Origin of the sequence: Actinophytocola xinjiangensis, assembly GCF_001921215.1 — a bacterium.
Classification (GTDB): Bacteria; Actinomycetota; Actinomycetes; order Mycobacteriales; family Pseudonocardiaceae; genus Actinophytocola; species Actinophytocola xinjiangensis.
This window is the reverse complement of the sequence record NZ_MSIF01000008.1, coordinates 229067-248563: the sequence shown is the minus strand read 5'-3', so window position 1 is coordinate 248563 and position 19497 is coordinate 229067. Positions and strand designations below refer to the sequence as shown.

At 72.8% G+C, this 19497-nt stretch carries 13 protein-coding genes, 1 pseudogene and 2 riboswitches; of the genes and pseudogenes, 12 read left to right on the top strand and 2 right to left on the bottom strand.

Features of this window, described 5'->3' with window-relative positions; genetic code table 11:
* The first annotated feature begins 89 nt into the window (after positions 1 to 89).
* The 8 genes and pseudogenes from BLA60_RS18635 to BLA60_RS18600 all read left to right on the top strand — a co-directional run.
* A complete protein-coding gene (locus BLA60_RS18635) occupies positions 90 to 1340 on the top strand; it encodes a DUF1906 domain-containing protein (RefSeq protein ID WP_075134182.1) in 1251 nt (416 codons plus the stop codon).
* Between the two features lie 33 nt (positions 1341 to 1373).
* Positions 1374 to 2237: an SDR family oxidoreductase gene (locus tag BLA60_RS18630; RefSeq protein ID WP_084735068.1), complete on the top strand. Its 864-nt coding sequence runs from the start codon at positions 1374 to 1376 to the stop codon at positions 2235 to 2237.
* A gap of 46 nt (positions 2238 to 2283) precedes the next feature.
* A riboswitch (cobalamin riboswitch) is annotated at positions 2284 to 2432 on the top strand.
* An 81-nt stretch (positions 2433 to 2513) separates the two neighbouring features.
* Positions 2514 to 4979: a hypothetical protein gene (locus BLA60_RS18625; protein WP_075134181.1), complete on the top strand. Its 2466-nt coding sequence runs from the start codon at positions 2514 to 2516 to the stop codon at positions 4977 to 4979.
* Positions 4976 to 5563, top strand: a complete 588-nt coding sequence (locus BLA60_RS18620) for a flagellar hook-length control protein FliK (RefSeq protein WP_075134180.1) — start codon at positions 4976 to 4978, stop codon at positions 5561 to 5563. Before BLA60_RS18625 ends, BLA60_RS18620 begins: the two co-directional genes overlap by 4 nt.
* The gene (locus BLA60_RS18615; protein WP_075134179.1) at positions 5560 to 6468 is read left to right on the top strand and encodes an ABC transporter substrate-binding protein; all 909 of its coding nucleotides are present in this window, start codon (positions 5560 to 5562) and stop codon (positions 6466 to 6468) included. The genes BLA60_RS18620 and BLA60_RS18615 overlap by 4 nt, the downstream gene beginning before the upstream one ends.
* A complete protein-coding gene (locus BLA60_RS18610) occupies positions 6468 to 7559 on the top strand; it encodes an energy-coupling factor transporter transmembrane component T (protein WP_211288771.1) in 1092 nt (363 codons plus the stop codon). The genes BLA60_RS18615 and BLA60_RS18610 overlap by 1 nt, the downstream gene beginning before the upstream one ends.
* On the top strand, positions 7556 to 9157 hold the full coding sequence (locus BLA60_RS18605) for an ABC transporter ATP-binding protein (RefSeq protein ID WP_075134177.1): 1602 nt from the start codon (positions 7556 to 7558) through the stop codon (positions 9155 to 9157). Before BLA60_RS18610 ends, BLA60_RS18605 begins: the two co-directional genes overlap by 4 nt.
* Positions 9154 to 9993: pseudogene (locus BLA60_RS18600) on the top strand (ECF transporter S component family protein); the annotation flags it as partial. The gene BLA60_RS18605 and the pseudogene BLA60_RS18600, both read left to right, overlap by 4 nt.
* Positions 9994 to 10382: 389 nt before the next feature.
* Here the strand turns inward: BLA60_RS18600 and BLA60_RS18595 are convergent.
* Positions 10383 to 11303 carry a DUF2382 domain-containing protein gene (locus tag BLA60_RS18595; protein ID WP_075134176.1) on the bottom strand — a complete coding sequence of 307 codons (921 nt, stop codon included), beginning with the start codon at positions 11301 to 11303 and terminating at the stop codon, positions 10383 to 10385.
* A gap of 158 nt (positions 11304 to 11461) precedes the next feature.
* A riboswitch (cobalamin riboswitch) is annotated at positions 11462 to 11662 on the top strand.
* Between the two features lie 108 nt (positions 11663 to 11770).
* Between BLA60_RS18595 and metE the strand changes: the two genes are divergently transcribed.
* The 4 genes from metE to BLA60_RS18575 all read left to right on the top strand — a co-directional run bounded on the left by metE (position 11771) and on the right by BLA60_RS18575 (position 18115).
* Complete coding sequence (gene metE / locus BLA60_RS18590; protein WP_075134175.1) at positions 11771 to 14005, top strand: 5-methyltetrahydropteroyltriglutamate--homocysteine S-methyltransferase; 2235 nt, start codon at positions 11771 to 11773, stop codon at positions 14003 to 14005.
* Positions 14006 to 14127: 122 nt separating this feature from the next.
* A complete protein-coding gene (locus tag BLA60_RS18585) occupies positions 14128 to 14892 on the top strand; it encodes a 3-hydroxybutyrate dehydrogenase (protein WP_075134174.1) in 765 nt (254 codons plus the stop codon).
* A gap of 39 nt (positions 14893 to 14931) precedes the next feature.
* A complete protein-coding gene (locus tag BLA60_RS18580) occupies positions 14932 to 16296 on the top strand; it encodes an MFS transporter (RefSeq protein ID WP_084735086.1) in 1365 nt (454 codons plus the stop codon).
* 7 nt (positions 16297 to 16303) lie between these two features.
* Positions 16304 to 18115: a helix-turn-helix domain-containing protein gene (locus BLA60_RS18575; protein ID WP_075134173.1), complete on the top strand. Its 1812-nt coding sequence runs from the start codon at positions 16304 to 16306 to the stop codon at positions 18113 to 18115.
* Here BLA60_RS18575 and BLA60_RS18570 read toward each other — a convergent pair.
* Entirely contained in the window at positions 18096 to 19484 is a 1389-nt protein-coding gene (locus tag BLA60_RS18570; RefSeq protein WP_075134172.1) for a condensation domain-containing protein, read from the bottom strand. The genes BLA60_RS18575 and BLA60_RS18570 overlap by 20 nt on opposite strands.
* Between the last annotated feature and the right edge of the window lie 13 nt (positions 19485 to 19497).

Genomic DNA, 19497 nt, shown 5'->3' with positions numbered 1-19497 from the left:
AAAATGACTCTATCGGGTGAATTCTGGACATCTGGGCCCCGTGTCTGGGATGGTGCGGTGGGACCCACCCCACAGGGAGGAGCGTTTCCATGGCACGACGATCGAAGCGGCTGCTCGTGGCGGTGATCGCGGCGGTCGTGCCGGCGGCCGGGGCGGTGACCGTCACGGCACTGGCCGACCCCGGGACCCGCGCGGTGAGCTACCACGGCTACCAGGTCGAGGTCCCCGACTCCTGGCGGGTGGTGGACCTGGACGCCGATCCCGCCGCCTGCGTCCGGTTCGACACCCCGGCCGTCTACCTCGGCACCCCCGGCGACGTCCTCGACTGCCCGGCCACCATCTCCGGCGGACGCACCGCCGGGCTGGTGATCTCCGCACTGGACAGGGAAACCGCCGCCACGGCCACCGCCGACACCGCGCGCACCACGACCGCCGCCGGGGCCGGCGGCGTCGCGTCGGTCAACCACCGCCTCCACCTGGCCGTCGAGGACGCCGGGGTGCTGGTGTCGGCCGTGCACACCTCGCGGACCGAGGGTCAGGTGCGCGACATCCTGGACACCGCGCGGCTGACCGAGGGCGCCGAGCAGGCGCGGCTGGACTCGTTCGACACCGGCCAGGCCAGGGTCGCCGCGCCGATCGTGGCGCCGGGAACCCTGAACGACAACGCCTTCGACACCTGCACCGCGCAGAGCCAGTCCACGATGGACGCCTGGCGGTCCTCGCCGTTCCAAGCCGTCGGCATCTACACCAGCGGGATGAACCGGGCCTGCGGCCAGGACCTGCTGACCCCGGAGTGGGTCGCGACCCAGTTCGCCAACGGCTGGCAGTTCATCGTCATCCACCACGGGCTGGAAGCGCCCTGCAACCCGCGCTACGACGAGGTGTTCTCCACCGACCCGGCCACGGCCAGGCAGCAGGGCGTCGACGAGGCCAACGCCGCCGTCGAGGCGGCGACCGCACTGGGCTTCGGCGCCGGCAGCGCGATCTACGTGGACATCGAGGCCTACGACGGCTGCACCGACGCGGTGCTGTCGTTCGTGTCCGGCTGGGCGGAGGGCCTGCGCGCCGCCGGGTGGCTCTCGGGCATGTACTCCAGCGGCGCCTCCGGCGTGGCCGACCTGTGCGCCAACTACACCAACGACCAGTACACGATGCCCGACCACCTGTGGTTCGCCTGGTGGAACGGCCGCGCCGACACCGACTCCGGCCAGTACTGCCCGGCCGACCAGTTCACCGACGGCCGCCGCCTCCACCAGTACACCGGCGACACCCCGGAAACCCACGGCGGCGTCACCGTCAACATCGACCGCGACTTCCTGGACGTCCGCGCGCCGGCTTGACCTCGACCTTGCTGGAGGTCGCAGGATCGTGGGGTGAACAGCGAACCGTTGCGAATACTGGTGTTCGGCGCGACCGGGAACGTCGGACGTGCGCTCGTCGACCGTCTGGCCGGCGAGCCCGTCCGGCTCAGGGCGATGGCCCGCACCCCGGGGACGGCAGGTCTGCCGGCGGGGGTGGAGGTGGTGCGCGGCGACCTGACCGACCTCGACAGCGTCGCGGCCGCGCTGTCCGGCGTCGACCGGGTGTTCCTCCTGTGGCCCCTGGGCGGTGGGGAGCTGACCGGTTCGGTGGTGACGCTGATCGCCGCCCACGCCCGGCGGATCGTCTACCTGTCGGCCATCGGCGTGAGCGAGGACGGGACGCCGGCCCCCGACCCGATCCTCCAGTTCCACACCGACATCGAGCAGGCCGTGCGCGCCAGCGGTGTCGAGTGGACGTTCGTCCGCTCCGGTGGGATGGCGTCCAACACCCTCGGCTGGGCAGGCCAGATCCGCGAGTCCGCCACGGTCAGCTGGGTCCACGGCGAGGGCGGCCGGGCCCTCGTGCACGAGGCCGACCTCGCCGAGGTGGCCGCGCTCGCCCTGCTGACCGACCGGCTCGTCGGCACGTCACCGGAGATCACCGGCCCCACGGTCCTGACCCAACGCGAACAGGCCGCCGCCATCGGCACGGCCCTCGGCCACCCGGTGACCTGGCACGAACTCCCCGCCGCCGACGTCCGCACCCACCTCGTGGACACCGGCTGGCCCCCCGACGCCGCCGACGGCGCGCTGCGCGCCTGGGCCGGCCTGGTCGACAACCCCGAAGTTCCCACCCCCGACCACGAGGCCGTCACCGGCCGGCGCGCGCGGACCTTCGCACAGTGGGCCACCGACCACGCCGACGCCTTCCGCTGAACGGCAGGCGTTCGGGATCACATCGTTAGCGGAGCTCACCTGACGCGCTGGTACGCTCGGCTCGTTTGGCCAGATTGACAACTGGATAGTCGCTGCCCGTGATGGGGAAGCCGGTCGAAGTCCGGCACTGTCGCGCAACCGTGGGTCACCGTCGTGGTGGCAAGTCGGGTTACCGGACCGGGCAGGTCATTCCATACCACTGTCGCGAGAACAGGGGTTGACGCATCGGCGCGCACGCACCGGTCTCTCCCCCGGATCACAGGGGGATGAACAGCCGTGCGGTACCTGTTGGCGAGTCTGTTGGCCGTTGGCCTGTTCACCGCTCCCGTCGCCACCGCTCCCGTCGCCACCGCGGCGAGCCGTCCGGCGGCGAAGACCAACTCGCAGTGGCTGGCCAACCAGCTCGGCCCGGACGGCACCCTGCGCAACCCGCTCGGCGGTGTGCTGCCCGACCACGGGCTGATGGTCGACACGCTCTACGCGCTGCACGCCTCGGGTGACGCCGCCCTGGCCGCACCGGTCGTGTCCTACCTCGAGCGGCACGCCAGCGACTACTTCACCTGGGACGGCCTGGTTCCCGGCCAGGGTTTCGAGAACATCATCGTCGGCGGGGCCACCGCCAAACTCCTGGTGGCCGCCGAGATCGCCGGCAGGGACCCGAGGAACTTCGGCGGGCACGACCTGGTCGCCGAGACCCTGGGCACCATCAGGCGGTCCGGCCCGGACCGGGGGAGGGTCAGCGACTACGCCAAGACCCCCGACCTGGCCGACTACGTCAGCAACAACGCCAACATGTTCGGCCAGGCGCTGGGCGTCATCGGCCTGGCCGGTGTGGGGGCCAACGACCAGCTCGCCATCGACACGATGCTGACCCAGCAGTGCTCGGAGGGCTACTTCCGGATCTTCTTCGGCTACGTCCCCACCGACGAGACCGGCGACCACGTCACCCCCAACGGATCCAGGCTCTCGACCTGTGACGAGGGCAAGGCGTTCGGCCAGTCCTCGCCGGACGGGGACGCCACCGGGCTCGCGCTCTCGGCGATGCTCGCCGCCCGGGAGGCCGGCGCGGCGAACCTCGACACGCCGATCTCGCGGACCGTCGCCTGGTTGACGGCGAACCAGTCCGCCGGCGGCGGCTGGGGCGGCGGCGTGGGCACCGAGGCCCCCAACACCAACAGCACCGGCCTGATAGTCCAGGCGCTCACCGACGCCGGCGGCGCGGACACCCAGGTCGCCAAGGGGATCGACTACCTGCTCTCCGCCCAGGCCACGGATGCCGACGCCGGGACGGCGCTGGCCGGCCACGTCGGTGCCATCGCCTACGACCCCGCCTCGTACCAGGCGGCGCGCACCAACGGCATCGTCGGCATCGACACCTGGATCCGGGCCAGCGCCCAGGCCTCGCTCGCCCTGTCCGGGGTCGGCTTCCACGACCTGACCCAGGGCGACCTTCCCACCGGCCCACCACCGCCCGGCGGCGGCAAGAAGCCCCCGAAACCCCCGCCGCCACCGCCGCCGCCGGTCAGCGGCAAGGCCGGCACTCCCGCCCCACCACCCGGCCCCGGTGACCGGGTCATGGTGACCCCGCCGGTGAGCGCGGCGACGCCGGGTTCGGCGACGCCGGCCGGGCGGCTGGGCCGCTACCTCGCGGGGACGCTGGTCGACGGCGACCACGTCGAGGTGACCGAACAGGGCCGCACCTACACCGACTACGAGACCACCGCCGACGTCGTCCTCGCCCTGCGCACCCTGGGCGAGCAGCCCCAGGCGGCGGTCCGCGCCTCCCGGTTCCTGCTGCACGAGGACTCGGTCGCCGCCTACGCCAATGGCGTCCCGTACGAGAAGGCCCCGGCGGCCTACGCCGAGCCGCTGGCGAAGCTGCGGATCGTGGCCGGGTTCCTCGACGAGGACGTCCATCCGGTCGTCGGCGCGCTCGACGCGGACCTGGCCGCGCTGCGCGGATCCGACGGCCGGTACACCGACACCGGCGAGTTCGGCGACGCCGGCGACTCGGTCCGCCGGCACACCTGGGCGATGCTCGCCGCGACCGCCGGCTCGGAGTCCACAGAGGACTCCGTGGCGGCGCTGCTGGACAGCCGGTGCGCCGACGGCACGTTCCCGGCACGGCTGGGCACCGGGTCCTGTGAGACCGGGGACCTGGCCGCGACGGCCGCGGCGGTCGAGGCACTCAACGGGAAACGTTCCCGGCCGGCGACGGTGAGCCTCCGGGGCGACACCCCGCCGGGCAACGCCGCGCCGGCGGACTGGACGCCGGGGCGCGCGGACGCCGTGGCGCGCGCGGCGCTCGCCCTGACCGACGCGACCGACGCCACCGGCCTGGTGCGTGCCGGCCGGGCGGTGGACGTCGTGGCGAGCGCCGGGGTGGCGGCCGGACGCCAGTCCGCCGGTCTCGACGTCAGCGCCACCGCCCGTGGGCTCGCCGCGCTGCTGCGCGCCGACGGGGGACTGGCCGACCTCACCACCAGTGCCCAGGCGGCCCCCGGCATCGCCGGCCGGTCCTGGACCAGCGCCGAGCGGTCCCCGGTCGTCCCGGCCGTGCGCCTGCCGCTGGTCGCCGCCGCCGACCCCCGGGAACCGGCCCCGGCGGCCCAGGACGGCACGTCCGGGCCGGCGACCTGGCAGCTCATCGGTCTCATCGCACTCGGTTCACTGCTGGCCGCCGGCATCGGGTTCGGCGCACGGCGTCTCCACTCGAGAATCAAAGGGGTTCCCACCGCATGAGAAGAACACTGGCCGCGCTCGTCCTGACCGCCGGTGCCGTCCTGGTCGCGCCGCCGAGCGCCTCGGCGGCCGGCTACGACGGGATCTGCACGGGTGACGACGCGCTCACCGGCGTGACCGTCGTGATCGACTTCCAGGAACTGGACGGCAACGGCGGCACGGCCGCGCCGACGATCACCCGCTGCTCGCCCAACGCCGCCCCCGGCACCGACCGGACCGGCATCCAGGCACTCCAGGACGCCGGGATCCCGGTGGCCGGCACCGCCCAGTGGGGCCTGGGTTTCGTGTGCCGGCTGAACAACCGGCCCTCGGCCACCGAGGCGATCCCCCGGACCAGCAACCCCACCTACCAGGAGGCGTGCGTGCTGACGCCGCCGGCCGAGGCGTACTGGTCCTACTGGCACGCCGACGGTTCCGGCACCACCTGGACCTACAGCAGCTACGGCGCGCTCAACCGCACCGTCGTCCCCGGCGGGTTCGAGGGCTGGTCGTTCTCGCTGAACCGGACCGCGACCACCAACCCGCCGCCCGGCGTGACCCCGACCAACCCGGCGTACCCGACGGCGACCCTCACTGTCCGATGAGGACGCTCGTGGTGCTGGCGGTGGCCGCGTTGACGGCCACCCTCGCCCCTGTCGCGCGGGCCGTCGACCACTCGAAGGGATACCCCGGCTACTGCCGCAACGCCACCGGGGTGACCGTGGTGGTGGACTTCCAGCAGCTGGGCGGCACCACGATCGTGCGGTGCGACCCGCGGCCGACGCGCGGCACCGGGCTGGACGCGGTGAAGGGCGCGGGTTTCCAGATCGAGGGCGTCGTGCGCTGGGGCGAGGGTTTCATCTGCCGGATCGAGAACCGGCCCTCGGCCGTGGAGGAGATCCCGGTCGCCGGCGACGACGGCTACCGGGAGGCCTGCCGGGACACCCCGCCGGCGTCGGCGTACTGGTCGTACTGGCACGCCGGCAACAACTGCCAGTGGGAGTACTCCCAGTGGGGCGTGAAGAACCGGGACTTCGTGCCCGGCGGGTTCGAGGGCTGGTCGTTCTCGCTCAACGCCACCGCCGACACCAACCCCACGCCCCGCATCGCCGCCGTGCGACCGGGCACCACCGGCCAGCCGTGCGACGCGCCCGACGAGCCGGAACCCACCACCGCCGACCCCAACGCCCGGCAACCGGGGGCGGCCGGCGCCCAGAACGGCGCCGGTGGCGGATCCGGTGGATCCACCGAGACCTCGACCGCCCCCGGCCGGGACGCGTTGCCGCCGCCCAAACCCCGCACCGGCTCGCCGGACCGGGCCGAGGCGGACGACCCGTCGGGCAACGTGGCGTTCACCGGCGGGGAGAAGGCCCGCGACGTCACCGAGGTCGTCCGCGAGCAGTCCGGCGCCAGCGACTACGCGCCGTGGGCGGCCGGGGGAGCGGTCGTCCTGTTGGGACTCGCGACGTGGCTGACCGCCAGGCGCCGCAAGCGGTCCCGGGAAGCGTAGTGCTCGCTCGGTACTTCCTGCCCCGGGACCTGCACCCCGGCGCGTGGTGGGTGTGGGCCCTGGGGCTGGCGGTGGCGGCCAGCCGCACCACGAACCCGTGGCTGCTGCTCACCATCCTCGCCGTCGCGTGCTACGTGGTCATCGCCCGGCGGGCGGACGCGCCGTGGGCCATGGCGTTCCGGCTCTACCTGTACCTCGGCGCGTTCATCGTCGCCATGCGGGTGTTGTTCCGGTTCGTGTTCGGCGGCGCTGAGGGCTCGACGATCATCCTGGCGCTGCCGGAGATCCCGCTGCCGGCGTGGGCGGCGGGCATCCGGCTGTTGGGCGACGTGTCGGCCGAGTCGCTGCTCGGCGGGCTCTACGACGGCCTTCGGCTGGCGACGATGGTCGTGTGCCTGGGCGCGGCGAACGCCCTGGCCAACCCGAAACGGCTGCTCAAGGCGATGCCGCCGGCGCTCTACGAGGTCGGCACGGCGGTGGTCGTCGCGCTGTCGGTGTTCCCGCAGCTGGCGGAGAGCGTGCTGCGGGTGCGGCGGGCCCGCACGCTGCGCGGCGGCGCGACCGGCCGGCGGTTCCGGGCACTGCACGCGATCATCATCCCGGTCCTGGAGGACGCGCTGGACCGGTCGCTGCGGCTGGCCGCGTCGATGGACTCGCGCGGGTACGGCCGCGCCGGCCGGGTCGCCGCGCGCGCCCGGCTCGCCACCGGCGCGCTGATGATCGTCGGGCTGATCGGGGTGTGCGTCGGCGTCTACGCCACCCTGGACGGCTCGACGCCCCGGTTCCTCGCCGCCCCGGTCCTGGTCGCCGGGCTGGTGGTGGCGCTCGTCGGGTTCCGGCTCGCCGGCCGGCGGGTGCACCGGACCCGCTACCGGCCCGACCGCTGGCGGGCGCCGGAGATCGTGGTGGCGACCAGCGGCGTGGCGGTGGCCGTCGCGTTCTTCGCCACCTCCGGCGTCAACCCGACGAACCTCAACCCGTCGCTGGTCGTTTTGTCGTGGCCGTTGCTGTCCTGGCCGCCGCTGCTGGGCGCGGCCGTCGGCCTGGTGCCGGCCGTCCTGTCCCCGATCCCGGAACCGGTGACCGCATGATCGAACTGGACCACGTGAGCTTCTGGTACCACGGCCGCGAGTCGCCGGTACTCGACGACATCTCACTGTCCATCGGCGACGGTGAGCTGGTGCTGCTGGCCGGTCGCACCGGGGCGGGCAAGTCGACCCTGCTGGGCACGCTCAACGGGCTGGTCCCGCACTTCACCGGCGGCCACCTCGACGGCGAGGTGTCGGTCGACGGGGTGACGACGCGGTCGCGGCCGCCCAGGGAGTTCGCCCACCTCGTCGGCCTGGTCGGCCAGGACCCGCTGGCCGGGTTCGTCACCGACACCGTCGAGGAGGAACTGGCCTACGGCATGGAGCAGCTCGGCCTGCCCGCGCAGGTGATGCGCCGCCGCGTCGAGGAGACCCTGGACCTGCTCGGGATCGCCGAGTTGCGCCGCCGTCCGCTGCGCGCCCTCTCCGGCGGGCAGCAGCAGCGGGTGGCGATCGGCTCGGTGCTCACCACCCACCCGCGCGTCCTGGTCCTCGACGAGCCGACCTCCGCGCTGGACCCGACCGCCGCCGAGGACGTCCTGGCGACCCTGGCCCGGCTGGTCGAGGACCTCGGCACGACCGTGATCCTCGCCGAACACCGGATGGAACGCGTGATCCCGTTCGCCGACCGCCTGCTGTACACCCCCGGCGACGGTTCCGTGGTGGACGGCCCGCCCCCGGAGGTACTGCGGGACATGCCCATCACCCCACCGATCGTCTCCCTGGGACGGTTGGCGGGCTGGACCCCGTTACCCATGACCGTCCGCGACGCCCGCCGCCGCGCGCCGTCCCTGCTGGCCGCGCTGGCCGAGCCCCCGCCGCGCCCGCCGCTCGCGCCGTCCCCCCGGCTGACCGCGTCCGGCGTCGTCGTCCGCTACGGCCCGACGGTCGCCGTACGCGGGGTGGACGTGGAACTGCACGGTGGAACGGTCCTGGCGATGATGGGCCGCAACGGTTCGGGCAAGTCCTCGCTGCTGTGGGCGTTGCAGGGTTCCGGTCCCCGCCAGGGCGGCACCGTCCAGGTGGCCGGCAAGGACCCGAAGGATCTCCCGTCGGCCGAGGCAAGGGCCCTGGTCGGACTCGTCCCGCAGACCGCCAGCGACCTGCTCTACCTCGACACCGTCGCCGACGAGTGCCGGGCCGCCGACACCGAGTCCGAGGCGTCGCCAGGAACCTGCCGTGCCCTGCTGGACCGGCTGACCCCCGGCATCGACTCCCGGGCGCACCCCCGCGACCTGTCCGAGGGCCAACGCCTGGCGCTGGTCCTGGCGGTCCAACTGTCCGCCACCCCCGGGGTCCTCCTCCTGGACGAGCCGACACGGGGCCTGGACTACACCGCCAAGGCCACCCTGGCGCGGATCATCACCGCGCTCACGTCCCAGGGCCGCGCCGTGGTGGTCGCCACCCACGACGTCGAGTTCGTGGCCACGGTCGCCGACCACGTGGCCATCATGGCCGAGGGCGAGATCGTCGCCACCGGCCCCACGGCCGAGATCATCGCCGGTTCCCCCGCCTTCGCCCCCCAGACGACCAAGATCCTCGGCGCCCCCTGGCTGACCGTCGACGACGTCCGCGCGGCCCTGCGGGAACCCGCCCGATGACCGCCGTCGGTGGGCGGCGGCGGTGGGGGCGGGCCGACCAGGCCGTGCGGCTGGGGCCCCGGTCGGCCGTCGTGCTCGGGTTGGCGTCGGTGGCCGGGTTGATGATGTTCGTCTGGCCCCTGCTGGTCCGGGTGGAGCCGCAGTCGATGCAGCACGGGCCGGACGCGCCGTTCGTGTTCATCGGGATCCTGCCGGTGCTCATCGTCATCGTGTTGGCCGAGCTGTCCGAGGGCGGGCTGGACTCGAAGGCGTTGGCGATGGTGGGGGTGCTCTCGGCCGTCAACGCCGCCCTGCGGCCACTGGGGGCGGGGACGGCCGGGATCGAGACGGTGTTCTTCCTGCTCGTGCTGTCCGGGCGGGTGTTCGGCGCCGGGTTCGGGTTCGTGCTCGGGTGTACCTCGTTGTTCGCCTCCGCCCTGTTGACCGCCGGGGTGGGGCCGTGGTTGCCGTTCCAGATGTTGGCCTCGGCGTGGATCGGGATGGGGGCGGGGCTGCTGCCGCGCAGGGTCACCGGGAAGGCCGAGATCGCGATGCTCGCCGGCTACGGCATCGTGGTGGCCTACCTGTTCGGGTTCCTGATGAACCTGTGGTTCTGGCCGTTCATCACCGACGCCGAGGTGTCCTACCACGACGGTCACATCTCCTACGTGCCCGGTGCTCCCGTCGGGGACAACCTCCACCGGTTCGTCGTGTTCACCCTGCTCACCTCGACGGCCGGGTGGGACACCGGGCGCGCGATCACCAACACCGTCGCGATCCTGGTCATCGGGCCGGCGGTGCTCGCCACCCTGCGCCGTGCCTCCCGCAGGGCCTCCTACGGCGCCACCCCCACCTTCGCGGCGCCGGTCGACCGGTTCCGCCGTGCGGGCGGCGCCCTCGGGCGGAATGCTGGGGGTCGACCAGCCGACCAGGAGGTACCGATGGATCCCACCGACCCGACCGTGCGCGCGTTCGTGGCGGCGATCAACGCCGGCGACCGCACGGCCTTCGACGCCCTGCTGGCGCCCGGTGCCACCATGTCCGACGACGGCACCGAGCGTGACCTCGACTCCTGGGTGGACAAGGAGATCTTCTTCGCCGACGGGAGGATGACCGTCGAGTCCGAACAGGACGGTGGCCTCTCGCTGGTCGCGACGTTCACCAACTCGACCTGGGGCGACATGCGCACCCGGTGGCGGTTCACCGTCGAGGACGGCAAGGTCAGCCGGTTCGACACCGGTCAGGCCTAGCGGCCCTGCTTGCGGTCGTCCTGCACGTCCACGACTTCCTTGCGGACCTGGCCGGTGACCGTCTCGTTCTCGGTGATCTCCTCGGTGTCCAGCCTGATCCGCTCGACGGGCACGGTTTCCTTGTCCACGACCGGCTTCTCGGCGTGCAGGATCACCTCGTGCTCGGCATCGGCCAGGTCGGCGCCGCTCATCGCCTTGTCGGCGTTACTGGCCGTGATCGGTTCGCGGACCACCCGAACCTCTTCGTGTGACACCGGTACGGTGACCTGCTGCTCCTCGGTGACGACGTGCTTCACCAGGCGGACCTTGCCGGTCTCCACGCGTTCGGTGTGCACGCGCAGGTGCTCCTCCGAACGGGTCATCGCGTCCCCGTTCAGGCGGTGATGCCCACCGGACGCGGCGGCGTCCGCCCGCGCGTTCCCCGAGGCGTTCTTCGCGCTGTCGGCCATGGCGCCGTCGGACTTGGCGCCGGCGGATTTCGCGTTGGCGGATTTCGCGCTGGCGGCCGAGGCGTCGGTGCTCGCCGCGGCCGACTGGCCGGCCCTGGCGTCCCGTTCACCGGCGGCGGTCCTGCCGGACATGCCCTCCGAGCTGGTGCGCTGGGGGCCGAAGCCGTAGTAGCGGAGCAGCAGGCTCTGCTCCTCGTCGCTGATGTGGTCGTTGCTCGCGTCGACCTTCGGCGAGTTCCTGATGCGTTCCTTGTCGACGGCGACCCGCACCTGGTGTTCACGCAGGTTCGCGCTCTGCAACGGGACGAACGACTCCCGCATACCGAACAGTCCGCCGTGGACGGACGCCCAGATCGGGACGCCGGAACGGTCATCGACCCAGACCTGTTTGACGGAGCCGATTTTCTCGCCACTGGCGTCGAAAACATCGCAGTCGTACAACTCGGTGACCATTTCCTGGCCGATCACGGTTCTCACCCTCCACTGTCGAGTGTCGGTCCTGATGTACGGGGCTAGCCCCGAAGGCGGCCAATCATTCACCCGTTCGGACGCGTCACCCGATCGGGTGATCTGTTCTCGGACGCGGTGCGCTCGACCCGTTCCAGGGAGTCACCGGCGCCAGGGGGTAGGCTGGACGGGCCGACGGTTCACCCGCTCCCGCGGGTGAGGCAAGAGGGAACCCGGTGTGAGTCCGGGACTGCCCCGCAGCGGTGAGTGGGAACGAAAGCCGTCAACGAAGCACTGGACGCGAGTCCGGGAAGCGACGGCCGGTAGGCGCGAGAGGTGTGCCCACGAGTCCGAAGACCTGCCGTCGGTGCGCGCGCCGCCGGCGCGCGCGGTCCGGAGCCCCTCGGGAGGGCCACGGCCGCGATCGACTCGCGTGCCGGGCTGTCCCGTGACTCCGTGCCATCGGCACGCTCGCGAGGAGAGAGCCTGTGACCATCGGTACGACCGTGCTCGGCTACCCCAGGATCGGCCCGCGCCGCGAACTCAAACGCGCCGTCGAACGCTACTGGTCCGGCCGGGCCGACGAGGCGACCCTGCGGCGCACGGCCCGTGAGCTGCGCGCCGCGACCTGGACCGAACTGCGCGACGCCGGCCTGGACTCGGTGCCCGGCAACACCTTCTCCTTCTACGACCAGGTACTGGACACCGCCGAGCTGTTCGGCGCCATCCCCCGACGATTCCACGACCTCGGCTTGTCCACACTGGACACCTACTTCGCGGCGGCACGCGGCAGGGACGGCGCGCCGGCCCTGGAGATGACCAAGTGGTTCGACACCAACTACCACTACCTGGTCCCGGAGCTCCACCAGGAAACCGCTTTCCGCCTGGCCGGTGACAAGCCCGTCGCCGAGTTCCGCGAGGCCGCCGACCTGGGGATCACCACCCGCCCGGTCCTGCTCGGCCCGGTGACCTTCCTGCTGCTGTCCAAGTCCGACCAGGCCGGCTTCACGCCCCTGGACCTGCTCGACGACCTGCTCGCCGTCTACACCGAGTTGCTGGCCGCACTGCGGGCGCAGGGCGCGCCGTGGGTCCAGCTCGACGAGCCCGCGTTCGCCGCCGACCGCACCGACGCCGACCTCGCGGCCCTGCGCCACGCCTACGACCGGCTCGGCGCGGCGCCCGACCGGCCGAAACTGCTGGTGACCGGCTACTACGGGAACCTCGGCCCCGCCCTGCCGGTCCTGGCCGCCAGCCCGGTGGAGGCGATCGCCCTGGACCTGGTCAGCGCGCCGGACACGGCTCATGCCACGGTGCCGGCGCTGCGGGACAAGACCGTCGTCGCCGGTGTCGTCGACGGGCGCAACGTGTGGCGCACCGACCAGCGGGCCGCGCTGGCCACGGTCGCGACCGTGCTCGGCTCGGCCGGCGAGGTCGCCGTCTCGACCTCCTCGACGCTGCTGCACGTGCCCTACGACCTCGACGCCGAGACCCGCCTTGAGCCGGGGGTGCGCTCCCGGCTCGCGTTCGCCAGGCAGAAGGTCGCCGAGGTCGTGGCCATCGGCCACGCCCTGCGTGCGGGCGTCGCCACCGGCGCGGCCACTGACCCGCCGGCCCCGCACCGCGACGAGCGGGTGCGCGCCAGGATCGCCGCGCTCACCCCCGCCGACCGCGTCCGCGCGCCCTACGCCGAGCGCGCACCGGCCCAACAACGCCGCCTGGACCTGCCACCGCTGGCGACGACGACCATCGGTTCGTTCCCGCAGACCGCCGGCCTCCGCAACGCCCGGGCCGGCCTGCGCGAGGGCACCCTCGACGAGCGCGGCTACCTGGCCAGGATGCGCGAGGAGATCGCGCGGGTGATCGCGTTGCAGGAGGACATCGGCCTGGACGTGCTCGTGCACGGCGAGCCGGAACGCAACGACATGGTCCAGTACTTCGCCGACTTCCTCGACGGGGTCGCGTCCACCGACCTCGGCTGGGTGCAGTCCTACGGCTCGCGGTGCGTGCGTCCGCCGATCATCCACGGTGACGTCTCCCGCCGCGAACCGATGACCGTGGCGTGGAGTTCCTACGCCCAGAGCCTGAGCGTCAAGCCGGTCAAGGGCATGCTCACCGGCCCGGTGACCATCCTGGCCTGGTCGTTCGTCCGTGACGACCAGCCGCTGGCTGACACCGCGACCCAGGTCGCACTGGCCCTGCGCGACGAGGTCGCGGACCTGGAGGCGGCCGGGATCGGCATCATCCAGGTCGACGAGCCGGCGCTGCGTGAGCTGCTGCCGCCGAGGGCCGTCGACCAGCCGTCCTATGTGGACTGGTCGGTCGGCGCGTTCCGGCTGGCGACCGGCGGTGCCGGCCCGTCGACGCAGATCCACACCCACCTGTGCTACTCGGAGTTCGGCGAGGTGATCGAGGCGATCGACGCCCTGGACGCCGACGTGACCACCATCGAGGCCGCCCGGTCGACGATGGCGATCCTGGACGACCTGCGGTCGTTCGGGCGGGGGATGGGGCCTGGGGTGTATGACATCCACTCGCCTCGGGTGCCGGACGTCGAGGAGATCGTCGAGTTGCTGACCAGGGCGGTGGCGGTGGTGCCGGCGGAGCGGTTGTGGGTGAATCCGGACTGTGGGCTCAAGACTCGGGAGTATGCGCAGGTGGAGTCGGCGTTGCGGAATCTCGTGGTGGCCGCCGGGCTGGTTCGGGGTGATTCCCTGGGATCGTAGGGTGTTTCGCTGAGTGGGGGACGAACTGACCGACAGGTGTCCGCCGCCCACATGCGTGACCGGTGCGCTGTGGGCGGCGCACACATGGTCGTGCCCGCCCGCGCTCCCTAGCGTTGACGGACATGGACAGTGGCCCAGCTCACGCCGATCTGGCTGGTCGAACCGCCCTGGTCACCGGCGGCGGCAGCGGCATCGGGCGCGCCTGCGCGCACGCCTTGGCCGCCGCCGGGGCGACGGTGCATGTCGTCGACCGTGACGCCGCCACCGCCGCCGAGGTCGCCGCCGAGGTCGGTGGCAGGGCGCACGTCGTCGACCTGGCCGACGCGGCGGCCATCGACACGGTGCCCGCCGAGGTCGACATCCTGGTCAACAACGCGGGCCTGCAACACGTGGCTCCGCTGCACGAGTACCCGCCGGAGATGTTCACGCTGCTCCAGCAGGTCATGGTGACCGCGCCGTTTCTGCTGATCCGCCGCTGCGTGCCGCACATGTACGCGCGCCGCTGGGGCCGGATCGTGAACGTGTCCAGTGCACACGGCCTGCGCGCCAGCCCCTACAAGGTCGCCTACGTCGCCGCCAAGCACGGCCTGGAGGGCCTGTCGAAGGTCGCCGCCGTCGAAGGGGCGCCGCACGGGGTCACCAGCAACTGCGTGAGCCCCGGCTACGTGCGCACCCCGCTGGTCGACCGGCAGATCGCGGCGCAGGCCAGGGCCCACCGCCTGTCCGAGGACGAGGTCGTCGAGAAGGTCCTGCTCGACCGGTCCCCGGTCAAACGGCTGGTCGAACCGGCCGAGGTCGCCGCGCTCGTGCGGTGGCTGTGCGGCGAGCACGCCGCGTCCCTGTCCGGCGCGTCGGTCCCGCTCGACGGCGCCTGGACGGCGACCTGACGCGACCAGATTTCCCCCGCCCCCCAACGAAGTGTGGTGATGGATGTGTCCTCCCTGCCCCAACCCGGCCAGCGGCGGTCGCTGGTGCGGATCGTGTCCGCGAGCATGATCGGCACGACGGTCGAGTGGTACGACTTCTTCCTGTACACCTCGGCCGCCGCGCTGGTGTTCAACACGCTGTTCTTCCCCACCTCCGACCCGCTGACCGGCACGCTGCTCGCGTTCACCACCTACGCCATCGGGTTCGCCGCGCGGCCCATCGGCGGGCTGGTGTTCGGCCACTTCGGTGACCGGATCGGGCGCAAGAAGCTGCTGGTCGCCAGCCTGCTGATGATGGGCGGCGCGACGTTCCTGATCGGCCTGCTGCCCACCTACGCCTCGATCGGCGTCGCCGCCCCGATCCTGTTGACGCTGCTGCGCCTCGTGCAGGGCTTCGCGTTGGGCGGCGAGTGGGGCGGCGCGGTGCTGATCGTGTCCGAGCACGGTGACGCGCGGCGTCGCGGGTTCTGGGCGTCGTGGCCGCAGGCGGGGGTGCCGGCCGGGAACCTGCTGGCCACGGCCGTGCTCGCGGTGCTGGCGGCCTGGCAGCCGGCGGACGCGTTCGAGGCGTGGGGCTGGCGGATCCCGTTCCTGCTCTCGGCGCTGCTGGTGGTCGTCGGCCTGTGGGTGCGGCTCGCGGTCGCCGAGTCGCCGGTGTTCCTCGACGCGGCGCGCCGGGCCAGCGAGCGCGGCGCGGACGAGCGGGCGCCGGTCGTCGAGGTGTTGCGGCGCAGCTGGCGGCAGGTGCTGATCGCCATGGGCGCGCGGATGGGTGAGAACGTCTCCTACTACGTGATCACCGCGTTCATCCTGGTCTACGTCACCCAGACGCTGGGTCTGGAGCGGTCGGTCGCGCTCAACGCCGTGCTGGTCGCCTCGGCCGTGCACCTGGTGGTGATCCCGTTGTGGGGCCTGCTGTCCGACGTGGTCGGCCGGCGCGCGGTGTACCTGTTCGGCGCGGTCGGGATGGCGGTGTGGAGCTTCGTGTTCTTCGTGCTGCTGGACACCCGCTCGGCCGGGGTGATCATGGTGGCGGCGACCGTCGGGCTGGTGCTGCACGGCGCGATGTACGGGCCGCAGGCGGCGTTCTTCTCCGAGCTGTTCGGTACCCGGGTGCGCTACTCGGGCGCGTCGATCGGCTACCAGCTCGCCTCGATCGGTGCCGGTGCGGTGGCACCGTTGATCGCGGTGGCGCTGCTTGCCGCGTGGGACAGCACGGTGCCGGTGTCGCTGTACGTTGTCGGCATGTGCCTGCTGTCCGTCATCGCGGTGCTCCTCGCCACCGAGACCCGGGGCGCGGCCCTCGACGACGGCGACACCGTGGTCGCGGAACTGCCCTCCGGGAAGGCCCGCGTCACCACATGACGTCCGCATGACGTCCGAGGCGGCGGCGATGCGCCGGCTGCTCGACCTGCTCGCCGCCGGGGCGGGCGGCGAGCGGCTGGCGCACGTCGCCGTCGAGACGCGGGAGCTGTCCGGGCCGGCGCGCGCGGAGCTGGAGGAGGCCATCGAGGTCGCGCTGCGGATCCGGCGGACGCTGGCCGAGCACCGCCGCCGCGAGACCGAGCTGACCGCGCTGTTCGACACGGCGCGGGACCTGTCGAAGCTGCGGGACCTGGACGAGGTGCTGCGCTCGATCGTGCGGCGGGCCCGGCAACTGCTCGGCGTCGACCTGTCCTACCTGAGCCTCAACGACGAGGCCACCGGCACGACGTACATGCGGGTCACCGACGGCTCGGCGTCCTCGCTGCTGCCGCGGCTGCGGATCGGTCTCGGCGAGGGACTGGGCGGACTGGTGGCCCAGACCGCGCACCCCTACGCGAGCGCGGACTACCTGACCGATCCCCGGTTCCGGCACACCGGGACGATCGACGCGGCGGTGGCCGCCGAGCACATGGTCGGGATCCTCGGGGTGCCGCTGTCGCTGGGCAACCAGGTGATCGGCGTGCTGTTCGCGGCCGACCGGGCGCGCCGCGAGTTCACCGCCTCGGAGGTCGCGCTGCTCTCCTCGCTGGCCGACCACGCGGCCATCGCCATCGACAACGCCCAGCTGCTGGCCGGGACCAGCGCGCACAACGAGCAGATGCGCCGGGCACAGGACGCCCACGACCGGCTGATGGACCTGGTCCTGCGCGGCGGCGACCTGGTCGAGGTCGCCACCGAGGTGGCCGAGGTCCTCGGCGGCGGCCTGGTGCTGTTCGACGACACCGGCGGCGAGCTGGCCAGGGTCGGCACCGCGCCGGTCGACCCGCCGGTGGCGGCGCTGGCCGCGTCCCGCTCCTCCGGCCGCGCCGTGTGCTCCGGTGCGGACTGGGTGTGCTCGGTGGTCGCCGGCCAGGAACCGCTGGGCAGCCTCGTCCTCACCGGCCGCCCGGAGCTGGACGAGGCAGACCGGCGGCTGTTCGAACGCGCGGGCGTGGTGGCCGCGTTGTTGTTGCTGCTGCGCCGTTCCGTGGCCGCCGCCGAGGACGAGGTGCGCGGCGAGCTGCTGACCGACCTGCTGACCGCGCCGGACCGCAACCCGGCGGCGCTGCTGGCCAGGGGCCGGCGCCTGGGCATCGACCTCGGCGCCCGCCACACGGTCCTCATCGCCTCCTGCGACGGTGTCTCCCGCCGCCGGCTCGCGCTGGCCTGCGCCCGGCACGCGACGCTGGTCGGCCTGCACGCCGACCAGGTGGTGCTGCTGGCCGACGACGCCCCGTCGCTGGCGGCCACGCTCGCGACCGAACTGAGCGCGGCGGTCGACGCCCCGGTCACGGTCGGCGCGTCCGGCCCGGCGGCCGGCCCGGTGGCGCTGGCCGGGGCGGCCGCCGAGGCGGCCCGCTGTGTGCGGACCCTGCTGGCGTTGGGCAGGGCCGGCTCCGGCGCGGCGCTGGCCGACCTGGGGTTCGTCGGCCAACTGATCGGCGACCGCACCGATCTGGCTGGCTACGTCCGCTCGGTGCTGGGCCCGGTGCTGGACTACGACGCCCGGCGCGGCACCGAGCTGGTCGGCACGCTGCGCGCCTACTTCGACTGCGGCACCAACCTCACCCGCGCCAAGGACCGGCTGCACGTCCACGTGAACACCGTGGTGCAGCGGTTGGAACGGATCTCCTCGCTGCTCGGGGAGGACTGGCAGACCCCGGAACGCGCGCTGGAGGTGCAGGTGGCGCTGCGCCTGCTCACGGTCGGCCAGGCCTGACCGACACGATCAGGTCGCGCAGGTGCTGGACGTACAGGCGCATGTTCTTGTGCGCGACGGCGGTGTCGGGGTAGCGGCAGGCCAGTTGCAGGCCCTCGTGCAGCCGGGTGATCCAGACGCACACCTGGTCGCCGTAGGACACCCGGATCAGGCCGTAGGCCCGCAACTCCTGCCACCGTCGCGATCCGGGGATCCCCCGGGCGTCGACGAAGGAGACGATCGAGTACAGGTCGGGGGAGGTGGGGCGGAAGTCGGCGCCCAGCAGGTTCAGCACACGGGCGACCGGGATCCGTGACATCGGCCGGTTCTTCCGTAGTTGGGCGCGGACCAGGGACATCGCTCCGGCGAGGTCGCAGACCTCGTCGACGGGGATCTCCAGCGGCGCGCCGCCGACGTACCAGCCCACCGAGTCCGACCAGCGGGATTTGACCCTGGTGTGGAACGGGACGACGGTGCGGTACACCTGCCGCCCGCCGATCTCCCGTGCGATCAGGCCGGTGGCCGCCAGGGCGCCGACCAGGCTGCCGCCGTAGGGGCGGGTGTAGGCCTCGAACGCCGTCGCGTCGGCGTCGTCGACCAGCGTCTCCTGCAGGAACTTCTGGGTGGGCAGCGGGCCGTCCGGCTCCAGCCCGAGGTCCAGCGGGAAGGCTGGCAGCATGCCGTCGCAGTCGGCAACGAACTCCCGCCAGCGGTCGACGATCGGGTGGGTGTCGTCGATCTCGTCGGCCGTGGACCGTTCGGCCGCGCCGAAGTCGATGTAGCTGGCGACCGGGGTGCCGCCGTCGGCCGAGAGCGCGGGGCCGGCGGTGTACAGGTCGTGGATCTCGGCGGGGATGCGTTGCAGCGAGTAGGCGTCGACGTTGCTGTGGTCGAAGGCCATGTAGACGCTGGCGCCGTCGTCGCGGACCACCGCGGCGTAGATGAAGTTGGGCCAGGCGAGGGCGTCGGCCGCGACGTCGAACCGGTCCTGGAGGTGCTGGGTCAGCACGTTCTCGTCGGGGAACTCGCCGACGTCGTGGCGGCGCAGCTCGACGGAGTCGGCGTCGAGGGTGAACCGGCGCATCCGCTGGCCGATCCAGCGGAAGCCGCTGCGCAGCGTCTCGTGCCGCAGCGTCCACCGGTGCAGTGCCGTCTGCAGGGCGTCGAGGTCGATCGGGCCGGGGACGTCGAAGGCCGCGCCGAGCCAGGTCGGCACGAACAGGCCGTCCTCGCGTACCGACCGGGTCGTCCGGACGTGGGACTCCTGGAGGTAGGTCGGCGGGCGCGGGTCCTCCGGCACCTCGGCCTCGGTGACGATCACCGGTTGCGGGGTCCATTCGACCAACCGTCCCGGTCGGACCTCGCAACGCTGGATGTCGGTGACTCGCACGATGTTTCTCCGT

Excerpts from the sequence above, each read along its gene's own strand:
- BLA60_RS18575 (WP_075134173.1), top strand. The coding sequence starts at position 16,304 with ATGACGTCCGAGGCGGCGGCGATGCGCCGGCTGCTCGACCTGCTCGCC.
- BLA60_RS18580 (WP_084735086.1), top strand. The coding sequence starts at position 14,932 with ATGGATGTGTCCTCCCTGCCCCAACCCGGCCAGCGGCGGTCGCTGGTG.
- BLA60_RS18615 (WP_075134179.1), top strand. The coding sequence starts at position 5,560 with ATGAGGACGCTCGTGGTGCTGGCGGTGGCCGCGTTGACGGCCACCCTC.
- BLA60_RS18605 (WP_075134177.1), top strand. The coding sequence starts at position 7,556 with ATGATCGAACTGGACCACGTGAGCTTCTGGTACCACGGCCGCGAGTCG.
- BLA60_RS18585 (WP_075134174.1), top strand. The coding sequence starts at position 14,128 with ATGGACAGTGGCCCAGCTCACGCCGATCTGGCTGGTCGAACCGCCCTG.
- BLA60_RS18635 (WP_075134182.1), top strand. The coding sequence starts at position 90 with ATGGCACGACGATCGAAGCGGCTGCTCGTGGCGGTGATCGCGGCGGTC.
- BLA60_RS18620 (WP_075134180.1), top strand. The coding sequence starts at position 4,976 with ATGAGAAGAACACTGGCCGCGCTCGTCCTGACCGCCGGTGCCGTCCTG.